The 24,583-nt window shown below is 36.8% G+C and carries 27 protein-coding genes and 1 pseudogene; 10 read left to right on the top strand and 18 right to left on the bottom strand.

The features are described from left to right. Positions 1-27: 27 nt before the first annotated feature. From FEE95_RS15735 to FEE95_RS15720, 4 genes are all read right to left on the bottom strand, one after another. On the bottom strand, positions 28-432 hold the full coding sequence (locus tag FEE95_RS15735; protein ID WP_138658948.1) for a response regulator: 405 nt from the start codon (positions 430-432) through the stop codon (positions 28-30). Continuing rightward, positions 419-2,269 carry a PAS domain-containing sensor histidine kinase gene (locus FEE95_RS15730; RefSeq protein ID WP_138658947.1) on the bottom strand — a complete coding sequence of 617 codons (1,851 nt, stop codon included), beginning with the start codon at positions 2,267-2,269 and terminating at the stop codon, positions 419-421. Before FEE95_RS15730 ends, FEE95_RS15735 begins: the two co-directional genes overlap by 14 nt. A 170-nt stretch (positions 2,270-2,439) precedes the next feature. Next, a complete protein-coding gene (gene coaD, locus FEE95_RS15725; RefSeq protein ID WP_138658946.1) occupies positions 2,440-2,895 on the bottom strand; it encodes a pantetheine-phosphate adenylyltransferase in 456 nt (151 codons plus the stop codon). Positions 2,896-2,961: 66 nt separating this feature from the next. Next, entirely contained in the window at positions 2,962-3,945 is a 984-nt protein-coding gene (locus FEE95_RS15720; RefSeq protein ID WP_138658945.1) for a D-alanine--D-alanine ligase, read from the bottom strand. A 176-nt stretch (positions 3,946-4,121) separates the two neighbouring features. Here FEE95_RS15720 and FEE95_RS15715 point away from each other — a divergent pair, with 176 nt between their 5' ends. From FEE95_RS15715 to FEE95_RS15695, 5 genes are all read left to right on the top strand, one after another. Further along, on the top strand, positions 4,122-4,709 hold the full coding sequence (locus FEE95_RS15715; RefSeq protein WP_138658944.1) for a PASTA domain-containing protein: 588 nt from the start codon (positions 4,122-4,124) through the stop codon (positions 4,707-4,709). Between the two features lie 2 nt (positions 4,710-4,711). Continuing rightward, positions 4,712-5,737: an RluA family pseudouridine synthase gene (locus FEE95_RS15710; protein ID WP_138658943.1), complete on the top strand. Its 1,026-nt coding sequence runs from the start codon at positions 4,712-4,714 to the stop codon at positions 5,735-5,737. Next, the gene (locus FEE95_RS15705; protein WP_238474597.1) at positions 5,718-6,431 is read left to right on the top strand and encodes a M23 family metallopeptidase; all 714 of its coding nucleotides are present in this window, start codon (positions 5,718-5,720) and stop codon (positions 6,429-6,431) included. The genes FEE95_RS15710 and FEE95_RS15705 overlap by 20 nt, the downstream gene beginning before the upstream one ends. Positions 6,432-6,527: 96 nt before the next feature. Beyond that, positions 6,528-7,289 (top strand): peroxide stress protein YaaA, encoded by a 762-nt coding sequence (yaaA, locus tag FEE95_RS15700; protein ID WP_138658942.1) that lies wholly within the window; start codon positions 6,528-6,530, stop codon positions 7,287-7,289. A gap of 56 nt (positions 7,290-7,345) precedes the next feature. Continuing rightward, a complete protein-coding gene (locus tag FEE95_RS15695) occupies positions 7,346-7,708 on the top strand; it encodes a hypothetical protein (protein ID WP_138658941.1) in 363 nt (120 codons plus the stop codon). A 1-nt stretch (position 7,709) separates the two neighbouring features. On the opposite strand, the gene FEE95_RS15690 is transcribed toward FEE95_RS15695, so the two are convergent. Then, a complete protein-coding gene (locus FEE95_RS15690; protein WP_138658940.1) occupies positions 7,710-7,838 on the bottom strand; it encodes a 30S ribosomal protein THX in 129 nt (42 codons plus the stop codon). Between the two features lie 198 nt (positions 7,839-8,036). Here FEE95_RS15690 and FEE95_RS22505 point away from each other — a divergent pair. From FEE95_RS22505 to FEE95_RS15670, 5 genes and pseudogenes are all read left to right on the top strand, one after another. After that, positions 8,037-8,165 (top strand): annotated as a pseudogene (locus tag FEE95_RS22505) (PLDc N-terminal domain-containing protein); the annotation flags it as partial. Next, on the top strand, positions 8,166-8,762 hold the full coding sequence (locus FEE95_RS15685; protein WP_171037065.1) for a hypothetical protein: 597 nt from the start codon (positions 8,166-8,168) through the stop codon (positions 8,760-8,762). Further along, positions 8,762-9,427: a uracil-DNA glycosylase family protein gene (locus FEE95_RS15680; RefSeq protein WP_138658938.1), complete on the top strand. Its 666-nt coding sequence runs from the start codon at positions 8,762-8,764 to the stop codon at positions 9,425-9,427. The genes FEE95_RS15685 and FEE95_RS15680 overlap by 1 nt, the downstream gene beginning before the upstream one ends. Before the next feature lie 329 nt (positions 9,428-9,756). Then, positions 9,757-12,303, top strand: coding sequence for a phosphoenolpyruvate carboxylase (locus FEE95_RS15675; RefSeq protein WP_138658937.1), 2,547 nt, complete (start codon positions 9,757-9,759; stop codon positions 12,301-12,303). Between the two features lie 109 nt (positions 12,304-12,412). Further along, complete coding sequence (locus FEE95_RS15670; protein WP_138658936.1) at positions 12,413-13,069, top strand: TonB-dependent receptor plug domain-containing protein; 657 nt, start codon at positions 12,413-12,415, stop codon at positions 13,067-13,069. A 120-nt stretch (positions 13,070-13,189) separates the two neighbouring features. Here the strand turns inward: FEE95_RS15670 and FEE95_RS15665 are convergent, their stop codons facing one another. From FEE95_RS15665 to FEE95_RS15605, 13 genes are all read right to left on the bottom strand, one after another. Next, complete coding sequence (locus tag FEE95_RS15665; protein WP_171037064.1) at positions 13,190-14,149, bottom strand: carboxypeptidase-like regulatory domain-containing protein; 960 nt, start codon at positions 14,147-14,149, stop codon at positions 13,190-13,192. A gap of 75 nt (positions 14,150-14,224) precedes the next feature. Further along, positions 14,225-14,650, bottom strand: coding sequence for a hypothetical protein (locus FEE95_RS15660; protein WP_138658934.1), 426 nt, complete (start codon positions 14,648-14,650; stop codon positions 14,225-14,227). 91 nt (positions 14,651-14,741) lie between these two features. Further along, positions 14,742-16,235 carry a M20/M25/M40 family metallo-hydrolase gene (locus FEE95_RS15655; RefSeq protein WP_138658933.1) on the bottom strand — a complete coding sequence of 498 codons (1,494 nt, stop codon included), beginning with the start codon at positions 16,233-16,235 and terminating at the stop codon, positions 14,742-14,744. An 81-nt stretch (positions 16,236-16,316) separates the two neighbouring features. After that, on the bottom strand, positions 16,317-16,829 hold the full coding sequence (locus FEE95_RS15650) for a hypothetical protein (protein ID WP_138658932.1): 513 nt from the start codon (positions 16,827-16,829) through the stop codon (positions 16,317-16,319). 78 nt (positions 16,830-16,907) lie between these two features. After that, positions 16,908-17,672: a tryptophan synthase subunit alpha gene (gene trpA, locus FEE95_RS15645; protein ID WP_138658931.1), complete on the bottom strand. Its 765-nt coding sequence runs from the start codon at positions 17,670-17,672 to the stop codon at positions 16,908-16,910. A gap of 98 nt (positions 17,673-17,770) precedes the next feature. Further along, positions 17,771-18,046 (bottom strand): GIY-YIG nuclease family protein, encoded by a 276-nt coding sequence (locus FEE95_RS15640; protein WP_138658930.1) that lies wholly within the window; start codon positions 18,044-18,046, stop codon positions 17,771-17,773. A gap of 54 nt (positions 18,047-18,100) precedes the next feature. Then, positions 18,101-19,282, bottom strand: a complete 1,182-nt coding sequence (gene trpB / locus FEE95_RS15635; protein ID WP_138658929.1) for a tryptophan synthase subunit beta — start codon at positions 19,280-19,282, stop codon at positions 18,101-18,103. 38 nt (positions 19,283-19,320) lie between these two features. After that, complete coding sequence (locus FEE95_RS15630; RefSeq protein ID WP_238474596.1) at positions 19,321-20,001, bottom strand: phosphoribosylanthranilate isomerase; 681 nt, start codon at positions 19,999-20,001, stop codon at positions 19,321-19,323. Between the two features lie 3 nt (positions 20,002-20,004). Continuing rightward, a complete protein-coding gene (gene trpC / locus FEE95_RS15625; RefSeq protein WP_138658928.1) occupies positions 20,005-20,787 on the bottom strand; it encodes an indole-3-glycerol phosphate synthase TrpC in 783 nt (260 codons plus the stop codon). Then, a complete protein-coding gene (gene trpD, locus FEE95_RS15620) occupies positions 20,784-21,776 on the bottom strand; it encodes an anthranilate phosphoribosyltransferase (protein WP_138658927.1) in 993 nt (330 codons plus the stop codon). The genes trpC and trpD overlap by 4 nt, the downstream gene beginning before the upstream one ends. Next, positions 21,773-22,336: an anthranilate synthase component II gene (locus FEE95_RS15615; protein WP_138658926.1), complete on the bottom strand. Its 564-nt coding sequence runs from the start codon at positions 22,334-22,336 to the stop codon at positions 21,773-21,775. Before FEE95_RS15615 ends, trpD begins: the two co-directional genes overlap by 4 nt. A gap of 1 nt (position 22,337) precedes the next feature. Further along, on the bottom strand, positions 22,338-23,735 hold the full coding sequence (locus FEE95_RS15610; protein WP_138658925.1) for an anthranilate synthase component I family protein: 1,398 nt from the start codon (positions 23,733-23,735) through the stop codon (positions 22,338-22,340). 240 nt (positions 23,736-23,975) lie between these two features. Continuing rightward, complete coding sequence (locus FEE95_RS15605; RefSeq protein ID WP_138658924.1) at positions 23,976-24,551, bottom strand: YceI family protein; 576 nt, start codon at positions 24,549-24,551, stop codon at positions 23,976-23,978. Positions 24,552-24,583: the final 32 nt, after the last annotated feature.

Genomic DNA, 24,583 nt, shown 5'->3' with positions numbered 1-24,583 from the left:
CTAATCAAAATATAGCTATTAGGAATCTTAAGCCACTTTGGTTATTTCGGCAATTTCCTGTTTCCTAATAGGTTTGTGATTGTAAGTAACGGTATGATGTGTTTGACCTTTATATAGATTCCAGTTTTGTTCGTCTGTGCTATCAATTGATGATGTTATAATATTGATGCGTACTTTGTTTGTAATAGGAAGGGCAATAAATTCCTCTAGAAATTGCCATCCATCCATGATAGGCATATTGATATCCAAGAAAATCACTTCTGGAACTTGTTGACCATCAAATATCATGTCCTTAATACCATCAATGGCAATTTTTCCATTTTCGAAAGTATTTATGGTGCTGTAAGAAACCAATGAATCGAGCATTTTCCGCATTCCAAATACAGTTATCGGGTCATCATCTATTATACAGATGGAGTTAATCTTTGTCATTGAAGTATATTTTAAATGTAGTGCCCTGGCCGACCTTGCTGTCAACTGTCACTTTTCCTCGCATAGCCTCTATTTGATTTTTTGTTATATAGAGACCAATGCCCTTTGCGTCTTTGTTGTTGTGGAACGTTTTGTACATTCCAAAGAGTTTTTCGCCATACTTGTCTAAATCAATACCTAGACCATTGTCTTCGATATGAAGCACTGTATAATTTCCTTCAACCGTTGCACTCAATTTGATAAATGAATCTCGTTCTGGTGAACGATATTTAATGCCATTGGTCATAAAATTCGTCAGAATACTATCGATATAAGCAGGAACTACTCTTACCTTAATATGGTCTTTAATTGTATTGATAACTTTGATTTTATGTTTTTCTAGCTCAGCACCTAAGTTTTGTTGGACAGCCTCTATTTTCTTACTGATTTGAATATATTTTTTTTGTAAACTCGTGTTAGTAGTGATGTGAACTACCTCATTTAAATTGTCGAGCGTCTCTAATAAGTTATCAGAAGCGTCAAGGAGCATTTGCATGATTTTTTCCTTTTCAGGTTCTGATTTTTCAGATGCTAGGAAGTCCAAAAGCATTGAAAAATTTGCACTATGAGATCTTAGATTATGAGAAACGATATGAGCGAAATTGATAAGTTTTTCGTTTTGAGATGAAGTAACATCAATCAACTTCCGAAGTTCGATTTCTTTCTGTTTGATGTCCGAAATGTTCATTCTGATACTGACAAGGCCATACGCATGTTCATCGGTGTCAATTAGTGGAATTTTAGAAATCAAATAGGTACTTAAGTCACCATTTTCCTCTTTGTGGTTGACCTCTTTTCGAAGAATCGGTTTGCGGTCTCGCATTACAGATAAATCATCTTTTCTGGTAATTTCTGCTCTGGCTTTATCGAAGAAACTGAAATCATCTTTTCCTATGATTTCTTTCTCCGTCTGAACATTGCAGAAATCCATTTCAGATTTGTTGACCAAAATTCTGCGTGATTCAAGGTCCTTGATACTAACACTTAAAGGCAAGTTATCAATAAGGGTGCGTAAAAGGCGTTGATTTTCTTTAGTTCTTACCTCATTCAAATGACGCTCGTTAATGTTCTGTATGGTGCCTACCATACCAGAAAATTTCCCTTTTTTATAAAGAGGTTTTCCAGATACAATTACCCATATCTCATTCCCTTTTGCCGTAATCAGTTGCAGTTTTTCGCTGAATGGGACTTCTTTGGTAATTGCTCTGTTGACAGTCATTGAAATGGTATTTCTGCTATGACCTAGCTTATAGAAATTCGAGGTTTCTATAAAGTTTGGAATGTAGTCATCTGCTACTTCATGAATTCCCTTGGTACGACTATCCCAGAACATTTTATCCTCGGCAAGATTGTAATCCCAGAAACCTATTTCAGCCATATCCGAAATATCTTCTGATATGATTTCTAGTTTTTCTAGTTTGGTTTCAGTGGAAACACGAAGTGTGATATCTTCCGCTTGTAAGATGGTACCAATTATGTTTTCGTTTTCGTCATACCATGGCGTGCTGTGCAACTCAAACCATTTTTTGTTTCCATTTTTATTCTGGTGACTCTCTGTTAAAGTTAAATTTGGTAGCCCTTTTAAGCATTGCGAAATGCTCTTTTGCCATTCGGGGTTAGAATTCTTAAAAAGTGAAATAATGTTCTTGCCAATAGCTACAGAATTGTACAATTCGAAGTCATTTAACCATTTATCGGACATATACACGATTGCCTTTCGTTTGTCAACGAAAACCGTTGCCTTAGGCAGTTGTTTGATTAGATAATTGTTGGTGGATTTTTGACTTCCTTTCAACATATTGTTGTATTTTCCTACAATAATAAGTTGAATTTTGAATGAATCTTAATTTATGTTGTGAATTACGCGAATGTAGTGGTATTCTTCATTTTTTATATGGAAAACTTATCAGATGTTAAGGTTTTCATTATGTAATTTCCTACGAAAAAAGTTGATATATCGAGGAAACTCTATTTTACAATTACTGTTGAAGGAACCAGACCGGTATAATCGCCACCGTTGCGAATAACATCACGAACTATTGATGAACTTATGAATGATTTGCCAGATGATGTTAGCAGAAATACGGTCTCAATTTCGGTTAGTGAGCGATTTGTATGGGCAATGGCTTTTTCGAACTCAAAATCAGCAGGATTTCTTAAACCTCTAAGAATAAAGTTGGCATCTACTTTTTTGCAAAAATCGACAGTGAGTCCCCGATAGGTTTGTACTTTAATTTTAGGTTCATCTTTAAAAGCCTCGGTTATAAATCGCATACGCTCTTCTAAAGAAAACATATACTTTTTATCTGCATTAACACCTATCGCGATAACCAACTCATCGAAAAGAGTGATACCTCTTTGTATAATATCATGATGACCTAAGGTTAAGGGGTCAAAGGAACCTGGAAAAATTGCGCGTCTCATTGTTTAATTTTTTGCTAATCGCTTATCGCTTTGACATAAAACGGATTGCGACACTAGCATATAAAGTTACCCTTTTTTGGCAAACGCTTCGATGATAGCGCTCTCAAATAGTTGTGAAAGGGATATGCCTGCTTCCTCCGCTTGTTGTGGAAGAAGACTCTGTTCGGTAAGCCCTGGCGTTGTATTCATCTCCAGCATATAGGGTTCGTCACCAATGAATATGAATTCACTGCGAGAATACCCGGTCATCTTTAAAATATCATAGGCTTTTTGCGCCATGGCCACTACCTTTTTTTCTTGTACTTTGGATATTCTAGCCGGAGTAATTTCGGTAGACTTACCCTCATATTTAGCTTCATAATCGAAGAAGTCATTATATGTAACTATTTCTGTAATAGGAAGCACTTTTGTTTTTCCTTCATATTTGATGACTCCAACAGATACTTCGGTTCCATCTAAGAATGCTTCTATAATGATTTCATCATCTTCTTTATATGCATTTTCGATAGCAGTTTTCAAATCTTTTCTGTCGTAAACTTTTGAAATTCCAAAACTGCTTCCTGCTTTATTGGCTTTCACAAAACATGGCAATCCTACTTTTGCAACAATGGCATCTTCATTAATTTCATCACCCAAGTTTAAGTAAAAGGATTCAGCGCTCGGAATTCCATAAGGTTTTAAAACACTTAATAAATCTCGCTTATTGAACGTTAGGGCCGATTGATAATAGTCGCATGAAGTCTGTGGAATACCTAATAGTTTAAAATAGGCTTGCATCAAACCATCTTCACCAGGAGTGCCATGTATCGCATTAAAGACACAATCGAATTTAAGAACTTCACTGTTGATATACACTGAAAAGTCATCACGATTTATGGGATGTTCATTTTCTTCGCTATCCACATAAACCCATTTATCTTTAGATATAAGTACTCGAAAAGCTTCGAATTTATCGGGATCTAAATATTTGAACACCACATTTCCACTTTTTATAGAAATGTCAAACTCGCTAGAATAACCGCCCATAATAATGGCAATTCTTTTTTTCATTTACTGAAGATAAATTGTTTGTTCGAAAAGCTTTGTTTCAAAAGTATAATTAATAATTAATAATTGCTTTAGGCCTTAGTTAAAAAGCTTTCTTTGAACTGCTCATTTTTTAATGCTATTGTTGACAACTTTAATTATCATCTCATTTCCTATCTTTGTTCAGATAAATTTGACCGATGAGAAATTTTTTTAGCTTTTTAAAAAGTAAAAGTTTTTTTATTCAACTAGGCTTAGCTGTTTTGGCAGTCGTTGTTTTAGTATTTATTCTTTTGAGCTGGTTAAATAGTACCACAAATCACGGTGAATTTGTTGAAGTTCCCGATTTTTCGAAGATGTCGGTGATGGAGATGCGAGAAGCCGTTGAAGAAGCTGATTTGAGATATGAGGTCTTAGATTCTGCAAATTTTAATCCTGATTATCCACGTTTTTCAATCATTGAACAGAATCCCCCAGCTGGTAATAAGGTGAAAGAAAACCGTAAAATTTATTTCACGGTAAATCCATCAGGATACAAAAAAGTAACCATACCTAATGTCATTCAAGTGACTCAGCGCAATGCTGCTTCAATGTTACGTGCTGTCGGTTTAGATGTTCAACGGGTTACGTACATTGACCAAATTGGTAAGAATATGGTGTACTATATAAAGCACAAAGGAAAACAAGTGAAACCCGGGGATAAACTACCCAAAACTTCAAAGGTAGAGCTAGTTTGTGGCAATGGTCGTGTTGAAAAACGCGCAGAGGATAATGCTGATTCTGAATAGCAATGGGACCAGACAATAGTCCTGGGCTTCAAGAGGACGAACTTTATGAACATCATAGAATTTTAGCCCCAAACGGCCAGAAACCCCTTCGCGTTGATAAGTTTTTGATGAATTTTATTGAGAATGCAACTAGAAACAAAATACAACAAGCAGCAAGAGATGGCAATGTTTGGGTTAATGGCGCTGCTGTTAAGCAGAATTATAAGGTAAAGGCTGGCGACGAGGTGAAAGTGATGTTTGAACATCCGCCTCATGAATTTTTATTGGTACCTGAAGATATTCCATTGGACATTATTTATGAAGATGACGCCTTATTGGTCGTAAACAAACCAGCAGGAATGGTCGTGCATCCGGGGCACGGTAATTACTCAGGAACACTAATTAATGCCTTATTACACCACACGGAAAACCTTGCTTTAAATAGTAATGAAAGACCCGGTTTGGTACATCGGATTGACAAAGATACATCGGGCTTGTTGGTCGTTGCAAAGACCGAAGCGGCTATGACACACCTCTCCAAGCAGTTTTTTGATAAGACCTCAGAGCGTGAATATGTGGCCTTAGTTTGGGGGAATATTGAAGACGATGAAGGCAGAATTGAAGGTAATATTGCAAGACACCCAAAAAACAGATTGCAAATGCATGTTTTTCCTGAAGGAGATGAGGGAAAAGAAGCGGTCACCTATTTTAAAGTGCTAGAACGATTGGGCTATGTAACTCTTGTTTCCTGTAAACTGGAAACCGGAAGAACTCACCAAATAAGAGTTCACATGAAATATATTGGACATACGCTTTTCAATGATGAACGCTATGGAGGTGAAAAAATATTAAAGGGCACTACGTTTACCAAGTACAGACAGTTTGTTGAAAATGCGTTTAAGATTCTTCCACGCCAAGCACTTCATGCAAAGACCTTAGGCTTTGTGCATCCTGTTACAAAAAAGATGATGCGTTTTGATTCAGAATTACCCGAAGATATGATGCATTGTATCGAAAAGTGGCGGCAATATGCCCAAAATAGCACTTAAAGATTTAAGTTTGAGTATGTTCCCTAAAATCATCTTTGTTGCTTTTGTTTTTGCAGGTTTCATGGCTTTGAGTAGTTGCGGTATGTCGGCAAATGACCAAAAGGCCCTTTCTAATTCTGGAGAAACGATCACGGATACCATTTTCTTAGATAGTATTCCTAATAAGAGGATTGAAATTGATTCTTCCAAAATCGCATTTGGTTTTGATTTTCCCGTAGGGAAACCAGATGCTAAAGGATATTACGATTACCAAGGTTTTACCAAAAACAATCATTTGGGTGAAGATTGGAATGGAGTAGGTGGCAGCAATACCGATTTAGGAGATACCATTTATGCTATCGGAAATGGACAAGTAACCTACGCGGAGGACTTCGGTGGTGGTTGGGGGAATACCGTGCGCATTGTACATGAATTACCAAATGGAAGTAAGTACGAATCGGTTTATGCTCACTGCGATACTATTTTGACAATTGCAAATGCTTGGGTTATCAAGGGAGATCACATCGGAACCATTGGCACTGCACATGGGCAATATTTAGCACATTTACATTTAGAAATCCGAGAAGAAGTTGGTCTTCCCATTGGCAATGGCTATTCAACTGATACCACAGGATATGTCAATCCTACGGCATTTATAACAGCAAACCGTCAAATCAGTAATGAAATAGACGATGTTTCGACCAAAAATCAGTAATATCGATTTTCGTAATGAGGGTATTGAAAAGTCCTTTTTATAGAAATAGGCAATCCCGAAAATTGGCATTATTTTTATCCTATCAAATAGTTACAGATGAAAATCGTTATCTCTCCTGCAAAATCGTTGGACTATGAAAGTAAGCTTCCAACCAAAAAATATACTCAGCCCCAATTTCTTGAGCAATCTGAAAAGCTAAATAAGGTTTTAGCAAAGAAAAAACCCAAGACCTTATCTAAATTAATGTCTATTTCAGATAATTTAGCCCAGCTGAATTGGGAAAGAAATCAGCAGTTTTCTATTCCGTTTACCACTGCAAATGCCCGCCCTGCAGTTTATGCCTTCAATGGAGATGTATATCAGGGTTTAGATGCTGCCACGATTTCGGAAGATAAACTAGATAATCTTCAAGATACCTTACGAATTTTATCTGGACTATATGGCATATTGAAGCCCCTCGATTTAATTCAACCCTATCGGTTAGAGATGGGAACCAAGTTAAAAGTAGGCCGTAAAAAGAATTTATATGAATTCTGGAAAAAAGACCTTACCGCTCATTTGAATGATGAATTGGAAGACGGAGAACTTTTTGTAAATCTTGCTAGTAACGAATATTTTGGGGCTGTTGATGAAAAGGCATTGAAAGTACCAGTGATAACTCCTATTTTCAAAGACTGGAAGAACGATAAGCTGAAAATCATAAGTTTCTTTGCAAAAAAAGCTAGGGGTTCTATGGTACGTTATATTATTGATACCAATGCCAAAACTTTAGAGGATATCAAAGGTTTTAATTTGGACGATTACATGTTTAGTAAAGAGCATACGCTTAAAGAGAATCAACCTGTATTTATTAGATAGAATAATTTTAGAAAGTACTCGTTTTATAAGTATCGAACTTGTCTAAAGGTGTACTTATGAAGTTTTTGGTTTCTATTCTAATTTGTTTTTCTGTTGTCTTGTTTTCATGTACTGACCGCGACGACAAACTTGAAGGCGTACAAATACGAGTTCAAAATACGACAAGTACTTCATTTACAGAGATTGGTATTGATTCTTTGGTTTTTTCAGATATTCAATCTGGTCGCACAGTGTTTTACCAACAATATAATGGAGACGTTCTTCCAAGTAATGTAATTCTGACTACAGATTCATTATCCACAACTGTCGCCGTAGATAACACCTTCGAAATCGATTCTACTATTTTAAACCTTTTTACATATAAAATCAAAAGTATGTCTGAAGGTGAAAATGCAACTATTGAGATTTTAAAGGATTAAATCATTTCTTCTTTTTAAAAGTTTTCCTTTTAGCTGCAATAGCAACCGGCTTTGCTTTTCGAGGTCTTCTTACCCCATAAGATTTATTTGCGATTTTTCCTCTTCTTGACTTTTTATCACCTCTACCCATAATAAATGTTATTTATTTTCCTTCCCATTCCTGTGCCGAAATTTTTTCTGTTAAGACGGGAATCTGTTAATTAAATATTTGACTTTCTGTAAGTTACTAAATAGAAGCTAGAAAGCCAATGCACGTCTTTCTTAGAGCTTTTGCCGAATTAAAAGGAAATATGGCTTCAGAACAGCAAGAAGTTGCTATTTTAGAAACATGTATTTTTACCTTATCCTAGCCTTACAGGGTTATTGCGTTTACCATTGCTATACAAATCGAAATCAATACTATTGGATTCTTGCCATAATATTCCTGCCAGTAATTGGATCGCTCATTTATTTATTCATGAACGTTATTCAAAAACAAGATATTGATAAAGTGCAACAAGGATTGACAGCTGTCATTAATCCAAGTAAAAAGATTATTGACCTGGAAAAAAGTTTTAGGTTTGCCGCGACTTTTGAAAATCAGGTCGCTTTGGCAGATGCATACCTAGAAGCGGAGCACTTTGAAAAAGCAATTGAAAACTATGAAGCATCTTTGAAGGATGTTTTTAAGGAGGATTTTTATGTCATTTCAAGATTACAGGAAGCACACTATTTCTCTTCGGAATTTGATAAGGCAAAGGAATATGCTGAACGAATTAAAGACCATCAGAAGTTTGAAAAATCAAGAGCTTCTTTTTTATATGCCTTAACATTAGAAAAGGAAGGTAGCGTCGAGGCAGCAGAAACACGTCTGAAAACTTTTGATGCCCCTTACGCTAGATATCAAGAAAGACTTGAATTAGCCAAATTTTTTATTCGTAATACCAAAACAACCGAGGCAAGAGACCTTCTTTATGAAATTGTGACCGAATCGGAGGGTATGTCAAAAACAAGCCATCGTCAAAATCGGGTTTTAATTAAAAAAGCCAAAGACCTATTGGCATCTGGTTTTTAATGTTTCTCCATACACACCCATATGAACCTTTTTTGTTTCAGGAAGCAACAAAGCTTATTGTTGGTACCTTGCCGCCACCTAGGTTTACCAAAAGAGAGCTCAAAGACGATGATGTAGACTTTTGTTACGGAAGTAGAAACGGACAATTATGGCCAATTCTAGATAGAATTTTCAATCTGAATTTGAAATATGAGACCACAGAATTTGCAGCGAAGCAACGAAAGGATTTTCTTTTGAAATATAAAATCGGGGTTTGTGATATTGTAGCAAGCGCAGAACGTGATAAGATAGATGCTTCTGATTTGGGAATGCGGAATATTAAACTAAGGAACCTAGTTGACTATTTACACGCATATAATAAGGTAGACACACTTTTGTTTACAGGAGGAAATAGTAAAAACGGTCCAGAGTATTTTTTTAGGAAGCATTTAAAAGAACATGAAATTCAACTAAAAGTGGTCTCCGACATAGTACCAAGAATTCATGAATTTGAACTACCTATTTCAAACAGACTCATTAGAACAGTCTCTCTAACTGCACCTTCCGGAGCTGCTAACAGAGCCGTTGGAAGCATGGATCTTTATAAGAAACTAAAGAATGAAAACCCTGATTTTAATACTTTAGATTTTAGGGTGATGCAGTATAGACCTTTTTTTAAGAGTTAATCATATCAGAAGGAGATTCCCGCCTTCGCGGGAATGAAAAAGAAAAACCTATTCAACTAAAAAGAGCTCAGTCAATTAAGACCAAGCTCTTTTACGAGAACACTATATGAAAATGAAAAAATTTTAATTCGTTTTTATTACATAGTAAAAGTACCTTCATCTTATACCTTTACATAATTATTGTTGTGAACTGTGTTTGTTTTGTGGTGTAGCTTGTTTTTTTTGTGATTTCAAATGTTTTCAGACTAGCAATTCCCTAATAATAGCGATATTTGAGGTTCACTTTATGAATCTTTTTTACTCGGATTTTCCCAATTTCAAATAGAATTATGCAGCAGTCAGAGCGTTTAGTAGAATTTAAAAAATCGGTTAATAACAAGTTCAATGTATATAATAGCTTGTTTTTGAATTTACCATATCGAAATATCGAAAATGTAGGTATGCTAATTCCTTTGATGTTAGACCAATGTCAAAAAGGATTACAGTCAGGAAAAAATCCGAAGGAAATACTGGAGGCCTTTTTTCAAAACTTCGTCAATATTGAATCTGAGGAAGAACGCATTGATTTTATGTTTCGCATCATTCAGTATGTTGAACGCCAAGTGGTTCTTTATGATAGTGTTGAGGACGCTGCCTTTCCGAAATTGCATGAGCATTCAAGTTCTTTATCTATTAAAGACTATTTTCAACTGGTAGACAAGAATAAAAGCTGGGATAAAATTACAGACCAACTCTCAAATTTTAGCGCGCGAATTGTTCTAACGGCTCATCCGACTCAGTTTTATACACCCGCCATTTTAGATATTATAGCGAATCTGAGGTCTTTGATATTAGAAGATAAGATTGATGAAATTGATGTCGCTCTCCAGCAGTTGGGTTTAACCTCTTTAATCAACGCTAAGAAGCCGACACCTTTAGATGAGGCAAAGAATATTATTTACATTCTTAGAAACGTGTATTACGAGGCTGTTGGTGATTTGTATTCGTATATCAAAAACAATGTAGGGGAGCATAATTTCGAAAATCATAATATTATGAAGCTGGGCTTTTGGCCCGGTGGAGACCGAGATGGAAATCCATTTGTTACGGCAGACATTACAAATGATGTTGCCGATGAGCTTCGTGTGAACCTGATGAAGTGCTATTATAATGATTTGAAAGTATTGCAAAAGAAATTGACTTTCAAGGAATTACAAGGTTCAATAACCCAATTGAGGAATAATCTATATACTGCCATGTTCAATCCTAAAAAGACGGTTGGATATGAAGATATAATTGGCCCTTTATTGGATATCCATGAAGGATTAATATCAAAATACCACGGATTGTATCTGAAAGACTTGGATCAGCTCATTGATAAAGTCAAAATATTCAAAACACATTTCGCGACTTTAGACATTCGGCAAGACCATAGTCAGCATTATTTGACGGTTGAAACGATTTTAAAGAAACATAAAGTGATTACAGAAAGTTTAGATGAGCTTTCACAAGAAGAATTACAAGAGTTGTTATTACAGAAGAATTTCAAAGTTTCAGCTGATGACTTCGATGAAGGTATTGTAAAAGATACTTTGAACAATATTTCCCAATTAAAAAGCATTCAACAAAAGAATGGTGAGGAAGGTTGTAACCGCTATATTATAAGCAATTCGGAAGATATCTTTTCAATACTTTTTGTTTACGGACTTTTTCGATGGTGCGGATGGAAATCAGAGGAAATCACCTTTGATATTGTTCCACTTTTTGAAACTATGATAGGTATGGATGGTGCTGAGGCCACCATGCAGCATATGTTTGATTTACCAGAATATAGAAGTCATTTAAAAAGAAGAAATGATACCCAAACCATTATGCTTGGTTTCTCTGACGGAACAAAAGATGGGGGGTATTTAAAAGCAAATTGGTCAATCTTAAAAACTAAGGAAACCTTGTCTTCGGTCTGTGGAAAGAATGACATTAAGGCTATTTTCTTTGATGGTCGTGGAGGTCCGCCAGCAAGAGGCGGTGGTAAAACACATCGTTTTTATGCAGCCCAAACAAAGGATGTTGCGAACAATGAAATTCAATTAACCATTCAAGGGCAAACAATTACGAGTACTTACGGAACCAAAGAACAATTCAAATACAATTGCGAGCAATTATTGACGGCTGGTTTGTCAAATAATATTTTTGGAAAGGAAAATGTAATTTCTTCTGAACAAAGAAAATTGATTGAAGAACTTTCCGAGTTAAGTTTTGAGAAGTATGATGCCTTAAAGCATCATAAGAATTTTATGCCCTACTTGGAAAATCGTAGTACACTCAAGTACTATACGAAAGCAAATATTGGTAGTCGCCCAGGAAAACGAGGTAACAAAGCCAAACTGGAATTAAGCGACCTTCGTGCCATATCGTTTGTAGGCTCTTGGAGTCAATTGAAACAGAATGTGCCTGGTTATTTTGGTATCGGTTCTGCTTTAGAAACGATGAAGAATCAAGGTAGGTTAGAGGAAGTCAAAACGCTTTTCAAAGAAGTACCTTTCTTTAAAGCATTGATGTTAAATAGTATGATGTCGTTATCAAAATGCTATTTTGAATTGACAAGCTACATGAAAGAGGATGCGGAGTATGGAGAATTTTGGATGATTCTTCATGCTGAATATCTTTTGTCTAAAGAAATGCTATTGGAGATTTCTGATATGGATATTCTAATGGAGCGTGAAGCCGTCTCTAGAGAATCAATCAAAATTCGTGAGAATATCGTACTACCCTTATTAGTTATTCAACAGTACGCATTGCAAAAAATTGGGAGTAGTTCCAAACATAAAGAACTTTACGAAAAGATTGTAACACGCTCGCTATATGGAAATATTAATGCGAGTCGTAATTCCGCCTAAAAAGTTAATTTTTGTAGTATTTGCTTTTTCTGCTTGCTAAGTTTTGGTACTGTTTTTGATGCTTTAAATTTGAAATTCTCTCTATCAATAAAAGCTAATCCAAGGGGCTATGAAAGGTAAAATTCTGATTTTTATTTTATTTACTTTTTTGTCTAATTCAGTTGCAATCGCTCAAAACGATAACCTCAAAACGGTCAAGGTCAAAGGCCTTGTTACAAATGCTCAGGGCGTCCCAATCAAAAAGGGTGATGTATTTGTTGATTCTTTAAAAACAGGGGTACGCACAAATAAAAGAGGAGAGTATAAATTGCGTGTTCCCGTTAAATCCAATTTCATTAGTATTTATTCCGAAGAATATGGAATACAAACCATGGTTTACAATGGTGAAGGAATAGTCAATTTTGCCTTTCCTGAAAAAGGTGAAGTAAAAACAAAAAATGAACTTTCTAAGTTGGGCTATATTTTCGATGTAGAAGCATTCAGAAATATGGGTAAAAAGAGCTTTTCTGAGTATACCGATATTTTTCAAATAATTAGGGAAAAGTTTTCTGGTGTTAGAATTGAGGGGAATACAATATATGTAAGAGGTATTATTAGTTTAGATGGCAATCAAACTCCATTGTTTGTTGTTGACGGTAATTATGTTAATAGTATTGCAAATATAAACCCTGATGAGTTGAAATCCATAGATCTTTTAAAAGGTGAAGAAGCCTCTATTTACGGAGCCAGAGGCGCTGCGGGTGTTTTCGTTATTAGCTTGAAATAAGGTTATACTCGATAATCAAGACCCGCCTGCCGATCGGGCAGGTTTAAAATGTTCCGAACCTTGCGTCGAAATCAATGTTAATTTTCCATTCAATGCCTCGCGAGATTGCCCTTAGGTTATTTACTTCGCAAAAACTTTTAGCTCGGCACCCATTCCGTAGTTTCTATGACCTGTTTGAATCAACTTTGACTTAGCATTATACGATTCATCAAAAATCTGCCATTTTTTATTGTTCAAAAAAATGCGCCTTACGTACGTATGCTGACCAGCCAATTTATCTGAAAAAGGGAGTAGGGGGCGAAAAGAAGTAGATATTTTCTGAACCCCTCTGGCGGTTTTGATTTCCCGGTATTGTTTGGTTTGTGCCAAGCGCCCTTTTGCGTTCGCATAGCCCAATACTTGTAGTGATACAAAGATTCCATCCTCAGGAATGTAAATTGATTTTGAAGAAAGATTCAATTCAAAAACCTTGTCTTCCTTTTCATTTACGGAAAAAACTACATTTTCATATCCAATTGGTTCTCCTGGAAAAGAATTATTGTTTTCATAGAAGTTCACTCTGAATATGGTGGCAAACTTTCCTTTTCCTTTAGACTTATATTTAGATTCCGCATTAATGGGAAGCAACAGTTTTGAAATTTGAGTTGGTTCACCCTCATAGCGTTTAAACAAAACAGCAACCTCACTTTCTACAGTAGGAAGCCAGGACGCGAATATATCAGAATGTGAAACAGGTTTACGTTTTCGTAATTTGAATTTTCCATTTTTTGGGGCCGAAACAATTACTTCATTTAATTGGGAAACTTCTGGCTTCAGTGAAATGATTTCCGGTAAATTGATAGTTAAAATTGCTTTTTCAGCGTATCCCATTGCCGAGATGAAAAGTGTGTCTACATCACTATATTTTTCCCTAGAAAAGGAGAAGCGCCCATCTTCGTCTGCAAAATTCCCCAAGCCATTACCAAATGAAATCGTTGCAAAAGGAATTGGTTCTTGATTCAAGGAGTCGGCAATGGTGACGGTTTGTGCAATTGTAAAATTGACAAAAAGTATAAAAAGAGTCAGGAACGAAAATTTCATAGAAATCGGCTTCATACTTATGAAACGAAAAGAAAGCGGGTAAAGTACCCGCTCTATATTTTGTGTGTGCAATTTTTAGCTAATTGCTTTAAGCAATTTTTTTCCGCCATTCCAGCTGCAAGTACCGTCGCTAGTTTGAAAAGTTTGGCCTCCATAACGCAGTACATAAGTATCAACCGTTGAACATCCTCCTGTGTGTAATGCTTGAAGTTGAAGTTCGAAGGTTCTAAATGCTTCGATGTCTTCCTCCGTAAGGGTTTTCGAAAAGTCCGGATAACTAACTGTCAATACACCTTCTTCATTCTTAATTATTATGGTTTGTCGTGTTCCACCAAAGCAGCCAACAGAGGTAATTTCAATGGAGTAACTCTCACCATTTTGAAGTGATTCTATTATTGTTGTCGTGGGTTCTTGTTCTGAATCCAATTGAATAAATGCCGAGGCCGAATTTATTGTAAAAATTGAAAGAAGAAGTATGATAAAGTAATTTTTTGCTTTCATATGTTCAATGAAAAATCAATAATTATGCCGTTTTTTTTTTGATGCCTCTCCAATACAAAAGACTTCATAAAAACAACAATGTGACAAAAACCTACATTTTTGTACTCAGTAATCCGTAGAAAACTTTAATCCCGTAAGCAATCTGCCCAATTTTTAAATTCTCATCGGGGCTGTGTTGATTGTTATCGGGATTAACCATGGGAACAATAAAAGCTGGTATTTTCAATTCATTGATAAAAGGTGAGATAGGCACGGTACCTCCCATAATTCGGATTTGGACCACATCTTCTTCAAAACTATTCTTTATAACATTTAGCAAAAATTCACCATAAGGATTGCTCAAATCCGTTCGGAAAGCATCGGTAACACCACGTTCGGTAATGGTCATTATTTTGTCGTGAGCCATTCGTTGTTCTCTAGTGGGAATGGTATCCATAAGATAAAAACCTTGTTTTTCAATGTGCTTCTTTACCAACTCTTTCAATCGTGAACCATCACTTTCTGGTACCAATCTTAAATCTAATTCAGCTGTAGCACTTTCAGGAATTATCGTTCGTGCTTTGTCTCCAACCCAACCTGAACCTAAACCTCTAATATTCAACGAAGGGTATTGTAAAGATTCTTGATAAAATCCACCTACTTTTTCAGGGGTCTTAATTGCTAAATTGGAATTAATGATTGTTGCATTGTCCGGTACACTTTTTAGCACGCTCATGGCAGTTTCGTCAATTGTAATTCCGTCGTAGTATCCATCAATAGTCACTCTACCGTCGATATCTTTCATACCAGCCAAAACTTGTGCAAGCTGAAACCCGGGATTCGGAGCGTAATTGCCATAGTGACCACTATGCTGTGGCTTGATTGGACCATGTGTGGTTAAAGAAAGCGTTGTAATTCCCCTACAACCGTATACCACTGTAGGTTTTCCAGAAACATGAACTGGACCATCGTTGATGACCAGAAAATCTGCTTCTAATAATTCACGATACTCTTTTACTGCTTTAGGTAGCGGTTTACTTCCTTTTTCCTCTTCACTATCTAAAATTACTTTTACGTTAAACGGAATTTCCTGTCCGTTCTCTTGCAATAAATCAATTGCGCTTAAGAACATTACAATGGGGCCTTTATCATCGGAAGTTGAACGACCGAACAGTCGCCAATCGTAATTGATGTCTTCATTCAAATCTTCGAATACTTGGCTTTTCCAACCATCGCCATCAGGAGATTTTAACACTACTTCATATGGATTCGGTTGATTCCATTTTGCAGGATCAACTGATTGTCCATCCAAGTGCATGTAGAACAAGATAGTGGGCTTGTTGTCTTCCATTGGAAGGGAAGCGAAAAATAGTGATTCGCCCGCCGTAGGAAGTTGAGAAGAGTTAAATCCTCTAGCATTGAAATTCTTCTCGAGCCACGTCAAATTTCGATTGATATCGGCGTGTTCTAATGCATCGTTTGGAATTTTTACAAAGCTGCGAATTTCGTTGATAGCCTGACGCACTTGTCTTTTTAACTGTGCTTCCTCTTGTGCTGTCGCGCTAAATAGGATAAAAAAGGAAAATATAAAAAGTACTTTTTTCATTCGAATTTTAGATTGAATTACGAACTTTAAAAGTAAGGATAATTGGTAGATTACGATTTGCTTTAACTCAGTAAAATCGAATTAAAAGCTATACCCGAAACCAAAGTAAGCCCATTCTGCTAAACCAACACCAGTTCTAAACACAAACCCTTTTGTTATTTGCTTGCGATATCCAATTGTTATTGAAGGGTAGAAAGTACTTTCGTCGGAAGCACCAAATGGGTTAGAAGCGCTAATTATATTCTTGGTATCCATAAAATAACCTAAACCAAGAGCAAGTTCAAAGTGATTTTTACCTTGTCCCGTCAGTGCTGTGACCCCTAAACCAAACAGGTTACCGGTACCACCATTACTACCACTAAAATCGATTCCAAAATTCCCTCCTGCCTTGGCAGTCAAATAATACGATTTGAAGAATCCATTATCCGACTGTTTTAAAAGTCGATCATAGGAAATATGACCCGAATTAAGCGCAATTGCAGTTCCCAGGGAGCCATGAATTACATTTTTTGGAGCTTCAAAAACCGAATTATTTTGAGAGAACGTGTTTACTGATAAAAGGGTGAGCAAAATAAACAGAGAAAATTTTTTCATTGTCAATTTTTAAGAATTAAAGATAGAACAGCTCAAACCTATAAATCCCTTCTTTTTAGTAATAAAATTAAAGTAGTATTAACTTTTGATACTTTTTGCAAAACTGCCAATTCCTGCTACTCCATTAGTAGTCAAATGCTTAATAAAAGCAGAGCCTATAATTGCTCCTTTTGCATTTTTTGTAGCTTGTTGAAAAGTCTCAGAATCTTTAATTCCAAAACCCACGATTTGCGGATTTTTAAGATTCATATGTGCAATACGTTCAAAGTATTTGGTTTGTACATTTCCAAAACCTGACTTGGAACCTGTCACGCTTGCTGAGCTTACCATGTAGATGAATCCATTGGAAGCGGTATCGATTTGACGGATTCTCTCATCACTTGTTTGAGGTGTAATTAGGAAAACATTCACGAGTCCATATTTTTCAATAGTGGCTTTGTAGTTGTCCTCATAAACATCTAAGGGTAAATCTGGCATGATAATTCCGTCGATACCAATTTCATGGCATTTTTTGCAGAAAGCCTCAACTCCATATTGTAACATGGGGTTGAAATAGCCCATAACAATCAATGGAATTGAAACCGATTTTCGAATGTCTTTTAATTGTTCAAAGAGTTTTTCGGTGGTCATTCCATTTTTCAATGCGGCAGTAGAGCTATCTTGAATGGTTGGGCCGTCAGCTAAAGGGTCGCTAAAGGGCAAACCAATTTCAATCATATCTACACCGTTTTTTTCTAAATCTTGAATGATTTTAACGGTATCGTTAAGCGCTGGATATCCCGCTGTGAAATATATGGAGAGGAGTTTTCCTTGTGAGTTTAGTTTTTCGTTTATTCTGTTCATTAACACTGTTTTTTGTCATTCCCGCGAAGGCGGGAATCTGTCCTAGTTGCCTGATTTCCTACTTTAATGCGGGAATCTGTTTCTTAATCTCCTAACATTCAAGAAAGGTCTTCCCAGTCTGGATTCATATCATTTATGAGATTCTCTTTCCATTGCCGTCTCCAGCCTTTTATTAGTTTCTCTCTTTTGTTAGCGTTATTCACATATTGCGTTTTTTCAAAATAGACTAGTTTGTGTGCGCTATATTTTTTTGTGAACCCTTTATTATCTTTTGATTGATGTTGTTCTAGTCTCAATTTCAGATTATTTGTCATTCCTACATACAATACCGTATGATTTTTGTTGGTTAATATGCAGATATAATACCGTTTCATTTCATAAGCATTCTGCTTGCTTCGAGGGATTCCCGCCTTCGCGGGAATGAAAAATTATTTTAACCCGAAATAGTCAATGTAGGTGTTGAGGTCCTTATCCCCACGCCCTGAAAGACTAATAACCACTACGTCATCCGGTTTGAATTTCTTGTGGTCAAAAATGGCAAATGCATGTCCGGTTTCAATCGCCGGAATAATTCCTTCTAATTGTGAAAGTTCTAGTCCTGCAGTCATGGCTTCATCATCTGTCGCAGAATAGAATTCCGCTCTGCCAGACTTATGCAAATGCGAGTGCATGGGTCCGACGCCTGGGTAATCCAATCCTGCAGAGATGGAATACGGTTCTGTAATCTGCCCATCAGCAGTTTGCATCAACATGGTTTTACAGCCATGTATAATACCGACTTTTCCTAAAGCGGAAGTAGCTGCACTTTCGCCTGTTTCAACTCCTTTACCAGCAGCTTCAACTGCAATAATACCAACTTCGGGTTCGTCTAAAAAATGATAATAGGTCCCTGCGGCATTACTTCCTCCGCCAATACAAGCAACCACATAATCTGGATTTTCACGTCCTTCTTTTTCTTTCAATTGCCATTTTATTTCTTCAGAGATAACAGACTGAAAACGCGTCACCATATCAGGGTAGGGGTGTGGGCCAATGGCTGAACCAATGATATAATGTGTATCCACGGGATTATTTATCCAGTCGCGAATGGCTTCATTAGTAGCGTCTTTGAGGGTACGACTCCCTGAAAATGCTGGTCGTACCTTGGCTCCTAGCATCTTCATTCGCGCTACATTGGGTGCTTGACGAGCAATATCGATTTCCCCCATGTAGACAATACATTCCATACCCATGAGGGCACAAACTGTTGCCGTGGCGACACCATGTTGACCAGCACCAGTTTCAGCAATAATTCTTGTTTTTCCCAATTTTTGAGCCATTAGAATCTGACCAATGGTATTGTTCACTTTATGCGCTCCGGTATGATTTAAATCTTCTCGTTTTAAATAGATTTTGCATCCATGCTTTTCAGATAGTCTTTTTGCAAAATAGAGTGGAGAAGGTCGTCCTACATAATCTTTGAGTAGTTGATTGAATTCCTTTTTAAAGGATTCTTCGTACATGACATCCAAATATTTTTGCCGTAACTCTTCTACATTTGGATAGAGCATTTCTGGAATAAAAGCGCCACCAAATTCTCCGTAATATCCTTTTTCGTCTGCGTGGTACATAACAATTTATTTTCATTCCTGCGAAGGCAGGAATCTGTTCAACTCTGACCTAAGGTCTTTTTAAATTCTTTCAATTTTTCAATATTCTTCAACCCTGGTTCATCTTCAAATTTGCTGTTCACGTCGATAACATGACAATACTGGGCTTCAGGTCGTTTCATAAATTCTTTGATGGAATCTGTTTCTTCTAATCCTATACCTCCGCTTAAGAAATAAGGTTTTGTAGAGGGATAATCTTTCAATACTTCCCAATTAAAGACATAGCCATTTCCTCCCGGAAGCTTTCCTTTGGTATCAAACAAATAGAAATCACAAACATCTTCGAAATGCTTCAACTGACCAAAGTCGAAATCATCTTTGATTGAAAATACTTTGATGATTTTAATTTGTGGAATTTGCTTCTTTAGTTGGTCGCAAAAAGCAGGACTTTCATTTCCATGAAGTTGTACTAACAACAAACCATACTTCTTTACTTTTTCTGCAATCACCACTATTCTTTCGTCTACAAAAACACCAACCTTCTTTACGCCATGCGGTATCGAGGGTAAATCTCCTTGAAAAAAGCGTTTGGAAGGTTCCCAAAAAATAAATCCTAAATAATCGGGTCGCAAGGCAGCAACGTCGGAGGTATTTTTATTCATACCGCAGACTTTGAGCTTTAGCTCTGCCAAATTTTTGGTGATCGGCATTTCGTCCTTGTTGGTATAATAATAGTCCATTCGTCACTTTAATTTTTGAATGAATTCTAGGGCACTTTTTCCTGGATTATCTGTCTTCATAAAGTTTTCTCCAATCAAAAACCCTTGATAACCATATGGTTTCAAATCTTTAATTGCTTCGATAGAGCTGATGCCGCTTTCAGAAACCTTTACAAAATCATCAGGAATCAATTTCGAAAGTGTTTTGCTTGTTTCCAAACTCACTTCGAAAGTCTTTAGGTTTCGATTATTCACACCCAACAAGTCTAAACTTGGCATAATAGATTTATGTAACTCCTCTTTATTATGAACTTCCAGTAATACGTTTAGATTCAGGCTTTTCGCGAGTTCAGAGAAGGTCTTGATTTCTTCTTTGGATAAAACCGCAGCTATTAGTAAAATTACATCCGCCCCATGGGCTTTCGCTTCTAAAATTTGATATTCATCAATGATAAATTCTTTACGCAGTAAAGGCATATCAACGGAAGCTCTGGCCAGCTGTAAATCTTCCAATGAGCCCCCAAAATACTTGATGTCGGTTAAAACGCTCATACCGCATACTCCCGCTTTTTGATAGCCTTTAGCTACTTGTCCTACATTGGTATTTTGGTTGATCGTCCCTTTAGATGGAGAGCGTCTTTTATGTTCAGCGATAATTCCTGTTTGGCTATTGCGTAAAGAATTGGCCAAAGAGAAAGTTTCTCTACCGAACAAGACAGAAGACTCCAATTGTTGTATAGGGATTAGTGATTTTTTCAAATCAACTTCTTTGTATTTGTCCGCTACTATTTTGTCTAGAATGTTCATTTGCTTAATTCTTGGAGTTTCCGAAGAGCTTTCAGTCCATTGCCATTTAAAAGAGACTCCTTAGCTTTTTCAAAGCCATTTTTCAAACTATTGTTCTCGACCGTTGAGATTGCAACTCCCGCGTTAGCACAAACCACATTATTTTGCGCTTCAGTGCCTTTACCCTGCAAAACATTCATGAAAATTTGGGCGGATTCTTCAATGCTATCTCCGCCAACAATTTCCGATTGTTCGATGGATGGAACTCCGAAATCGGAAGGGCTAATCATTCCTTCAGAATTGTTGGAAATCGTTTTTGTATTTCCTGTCAAGGATATTTCATCATAACCGTCTAATGCATGCAGCACTGTAAAATTTTTATTGGTGTTTTGATAGAGATAACCATACATACGGGCCAACTCTAAGTTAAAAACGCCCACCATCTGATTCTTAGGAAAGGCAGGATTTACCATCGGACCCAACATATTGAAAAAAGTCTTTACGCCTAATTCTCTACGAATTGGTGCCACATTTTTCATTGCTGGATGGAATAGGGGAGCGTGCAAAACGCAAATTCCCGCCTCATCAATGGACTTCTCTAAAAAATCCGCTTCATTACTGAATTTGATTCCCAGGAATTCCATTACATTACTGCTTCCACATTTTGAGGAAACTCCGTAATTACCATGTTTGGTTACTTTCACACCTGCGCCAGCTGTTACAAAGGAAGCTAAAGTTGAAATATTAAAAGTGTCTTTTCCATCACCACCCGTACCACATAAATCTATAGGGTTATAGGCTGATAAATCGACAGCTAGGCACAATTCCAAGAGAGCATCACGAAAGCCTTCCAATTCTTCAATGGTGATGCTTCGCATCATATAAACAGTAAGAAAGGCCGCAATTTGACTTGTGTTGTAATCACCTTTGGCTATATTGACCAAAATCTGTTTAGCATCTTCTTTTGAGAGGATGTCATGATTGATTAGTTTGTTTAAAGTCTGTTTCATTTTTTTAACCAGTTTTCAAGAATCTTTTTTCCTTCAGGAGTCAAAACAGACTCGGGATGAAATTGTACCGCGCAGACATCGTATTCTTTATGGCGAAGAGACATTACTTGTCCGTTTTCGTCGAAAGATGTGGCTTCCAAAACTTCAGGAAGCTCTGGATTTACGACCCATGAATGGTATCTGCCTACTTCGATTTCCTTGGGCATTCCTTCAAACAAAATGTCATCATTTACGATGTTTATTTTCGTTGCGATACCATGATAAACTTCATCTAAATTTATCAATGAACCACCAAAAACTTCTCCAATCGCTTGTTGTCCTAAACAGACGCCAAAAATACTTTTAGTTGGTGCATATCTTGCAATGATTTCCTTCAGAAGTCCGGCCTCATCGGGAATTCCGGGTCCGGGGGAGAGTACGATTTTATCGAAGGCATCGACTTCATCTAAAGTCAATTGGTCGTTTCGTTTCACGATTACTTCACAATCTAAATCCTCTAAATAATGGACTAGATTATACGTGAAACTATCGTAGTTGTCTATAACTAATATCTTCTTCATCTTAAATCGTTTCAGCAATTTCAAGGGCTTTTGTCAAAGCACCTAGTTTGTTATAGGTTTCTTGCAATTCGTCATCAGCATCGGAAGCAGCCACTAAACCTGCACCAGCCTGATAGTGTAATTCATGATTTTTACTGAGAAAGGTTCGAATCATAATCGCATGATTGAAATTTCCTTTGAAATCCATGAACCCGATGGCGCCGCCATAATAACCTCGACTTGTTTTTTCGTATTTTTCAATGAGCTGCATTGCCATATGTTTTGGTGCACCGCTTAATGTTCCGGCAGGGAAAGTATCGGCCACAACTTTCATTGTGGGAATGGCCTTCTTCTTTTTTCCGGTAACTTTCGAAACTAGATGTATGACATGGGAGAAGAACTGCACTTCTCTATAGTTCGTTACTTCGACCATGCTTCCGTTGCGACTTAAATCGTTACGTGCCAAATCCACTAACATTACATGCTCACTGTTTTCTTTGTCATCTTCAGTCAATTGTTTGGCGAGGATGGCATCTTGTTCATCGTTTCCGGTACGCTTGAAAGTCCCGGCGATAGGATGGATTTCAGCGATTCCCTCTTTGACAATAAGTTGTGCCTCGGGAGAACTTCCGAAGATTTTAAAATCCCCGTAATCAAAGTAAAACAAGTATGGTGATGGATTTATAGAACGCAATGCCCGATATACATTGAACTCATCGCCCTTAAACCCTTGGGAAAACCTGCGGGAGAGCACCAATTGAAATACATCTCCGCGTTGACAATGCTTCTTGGCCAGTTCTACATGTTCTTTGTATTCTTCATCCTTCAGATTGGAAGTTTTATTTCCATCCAAAGAAAAATTATAAGATGCAAAATTCTTGACATTTAGAATCTGCTCGATATCCGAAATGTTATTTTCAGATTCAAAACAATGCGCAAAAATATACGCCTCATTTTTAAAATGATTAATCGCGATTATGTTTTGATAAACGGCATAATAAATATCCGGAATCTTAACCGAATTCTCTTTCTTTGAAAGCTTCACATCTTCATAATATCGGACGGCGTCATAGGACATATAACCGAAAAGTCCGTTATCAATGAATTTAAAATCACCTTTTCCACTATCAAATCGTTGACTAAAATTGTGAATAATATCTACCACATTGGTTTGATCTTCAATTTGAATTTCATCCGAAGAACCATCAGGAAATTGCTGAGTAACCATTTCATTCTCTACTTTTATTGAAGCAATTGGATTGCAGCAGATATAGGAAAAACTATTGTCGTTCGCATGATAGTCGCTACTTTCAAGAAGAATACTATTTGGAAAACGGTCTCTGATTTTCAAGTATACACTGACGGGCGTGATAGTATCCGCTAGAATTTTCTTGTGGTGTGATGTTAAATTAAATTTCATGTGATTCTATAAAATGAGTAAGGCTTGTCGTGATGACAAGCCTTATATAGTTTTACTACAATGATGCTTAGCTCACGATATCTGTCGAGAGTTGTTCCACCACCAAGTATTTCTGTTTCTTTTTTTCATTGGTCCAAATATAGAAATCATTTTTATAATCACCAATATGGTTTGGAATAAAAACAAAAAAGCCTGCACTCGTTACAAATGCAGGCTGCTTAACTGTGAGGTTAAGTCTAGTTAAAATTCTAAATCTACAACAAGGTCAAACTCGTCATAGATAGCTTTGTCTGCGGCCGCACCAAAAAGAGTTGAACCGTATTTTACGTCGTAATTTGTTCTGTCTACTTTTAAAGTTGCCGTCGCCTTGCTTCCATAAACCGATACGTCGAAGGTGACCGCTTTGGTGATACCTTTAATGGTCAAGTCGCCTGTAACTTTATATGAGTTCTTTCCAGAAGCTTCTACCCCTGTAAACTTCAGCGAAGAGGTTGAATGATTAGCTGTGTCAAAGAAATCGGCTGAATTTAGATGACCATCTAATTTTCCTTTGGACTCACCTTCCAAATCTTCGGTATTGATGGTTGCCATATCAACGGTGAATTCTCCACCTGTTAATTTACCTTCATCAAACATAAGTGCACCGGATTTCAATGCGATACTTCCGTAATGAGAACCTGTTACTTTATAGGCTTTCCAGGTTACTTTACTGGTTTCAGTGTTCACTTCTTTCTTTTCCTCTACTATAGGCCCTGTAGCGGTTGCAGTAAATCCAAATACCAATGCGAATGCTAAACTTAATACTCCTTTTTTCATGATTTTAATTTAAATGTAATGAATAATTAGTG

The organism is Maribacter algarum (ex Zhang et al. 2020) (assembly GCF_005885635.1).
Classification (GTDB): Bacteria; Bacteroidota; Bacteroidia; order Flavobacteriales; family Flavobacteriaceae; genus Maribacter_C; species Maribacter_C algarum.
Note: the sequence above shows the minus strand (reverse complement) of the source record. Positions and strands in the feature narration are given on the sequence as shown.

Coding starts and splice junctions, on each gene's coding strand:
- FEE95_RS15735 (WP_138658948.1), bottom strand. CDS start 432: ATGACAAAGATTAACTCCATCTGTATAATAGATGATGACCCGATAACT.
- FEE95_RS15730 (WP_138658947.1), bottom strand. CDS start 2,269: ATGTTGAAAGGAAGTCAAAAATCCACCAACAATTATCTAATCAAACAA.
- coaD (WP_138658946.1), bottom strand. CDS start 2,895: ATGAGACGCGCAATTTTTCCAGGTTCCTTTGACCCCTTAACCTTAGGT.
- FEE95_RS15720 (WP_138658945.1), bottom strand. CDS start 3,945: ATGAAAAAAAGAATTGCCATTATTATGGGCGGTTATTCTAGCGAGTTT.
- FEE95_RS15715 (WP_138658944.1), top strand. CDS start 4,122: ATGAGAAATTTTTTTAGCTTTTTAAAAAGTAAAAGTTTTTTTATTCAA.
- FEE95_RS15710 (WP_138658943.1), top strand. CDS start 4,712: ATGGGACCAGACAATAGTCCTGGGCTTCAAGAGGACGAACTTTATGAA.
- FEE95_RS15705 (WP_238474597.1), top strand. CDS start 5,718: ATGCCCAAAATAGCACTTAAAGATTTAAGTTTGAGTATGTTCCCTAAA.
- yaaA (WP_138658942.1), top strand. CDS start 6,528: ATGAAAATCGTTATCTCTCCTGCAAAATCGTTGGACTATGAAAGTAAG.
- FEE95_RS15695 (WP_138658941.1), top strand. CDS start 7,346: ATGAAGTTTTTGGTTTCTATTCTAATTTGTTTTTCTGTTGTCTTGTTT.
- FEE95_RS15690 (WP_138658940.1), bottom strand. CDS start 7,838: ATGGGTAGAGGTGATAAAAAGTCAAGAAGAGGAAAAATCGCAAATAAA.
- FEE95_RS15685 (WP_171037065.1), top strand. CDS start 8,166: ATGAACGTTATTCAAAAACAAGATATTGATAAAGTGCAACAAGGATTG.
- FEE95_RS15680 (WP_138658938.1), top strand. CDS start 8,762: ATGTTTCTCCATACACACCCATATGAACCTTTTTTGTTTCAGGAAGCA.
- FEE95_RS15675 (WP_138658937.1), top strand. CDS start 9,757: ATGCAGCAGTCAGAGCGTTTAGTAGAATTTAAAAAATCGGTTAATAAC.
- FEE95_RS15670 (WP_138658936.1), top strand. CDS start 12,413: ATGAAAGGTAAAATTCTGATTTTTATTTTATTTACTTTTTTGTCTAAT.
- FEE95_RS15665 (WP_171037064.1), bottom strand. CDS start 14,149: ATGAAATTTTCGTTCCTGACTCTTTTTATACTTTTTGTCAATTTTACA.
- FEE95_RS15660 (WP_138658934.1), bottom strand. CDS start 14,650: ATGAAAGCAAAAAATTACTTTATCATACTTCTTCTTTCAATTTTTACA.
- FEE95_RS15655 (WP_138658933.1), bottom strand. CDS start 16,235: ATGAAAAAAGTACTTTTTATATTTTCCTTTTTTATCCTATTTAGCGCG.
- FEE95_RS15650 (WP_138658932.1), bottom strand. CDS start 16,829: ATGAAAAAATTTTCTCTGTTTATTTTGCTCACCCTTTTATCAGTAAAC.
- trpA (WP_138658931.1), bottom strand. CDS start 17,672: ATGAACAGAATAAACGAAAAACTAAACTCACAAGGAAAACTCCTCTCC.
- FEE95_RS15640 (WP_138658930.1), bottom strand. CDS start 18,046: ATGAAACGGTATTATATCTGCATATTAACCAACAAAAATCATACGGTA.
- trpB (WP_138658929.1), bottom strand. CDS start 19,282: ATGTACCACGCAGACGAAAAAGGATATTACGGAGAATTTGGTGGCGCT.
- FEE95_RS15630 (WP_238474596.1), bottom strand. CDS start 20,001: ATGGACTATTATTATACCAACAAGGACGAAATGCCGATCACCAAAAAT.
- trpC (WP_138658928.1), bottom strand. CDS start 20,787: ATGAACATTCTAGACAAAATAGTAGCGGACAAATACAAAGAAGTTGAT.
- trpD (WP_138658927.1), bottom strand. CDS start 21,776: ATGAAACAGACTTTAAACAAACTAATCAATCATGACATCCTCTCAAAA.
- FEE95_RS15615 (WP_138658926.1), bottom strand. CDS start 22,336: ATGAAGAAGATATTAGTTATAGACAACTACGATAGTTTCACGTATAAT.
- FEE95_RS15610 (WP_138658925.1), bottom strand. CDS start 23,735: ATGAAATTTAATTTAACATCACACCACAAGAAAATTCTAGCGGATACT.
- FEE95_RS15605 (WP_138658924.1), bottom strand. CDS start 24,551: ATGAAAAAAGGAGTATTAAGTTTAGCATTCGCATTGGTATTTGGATTT.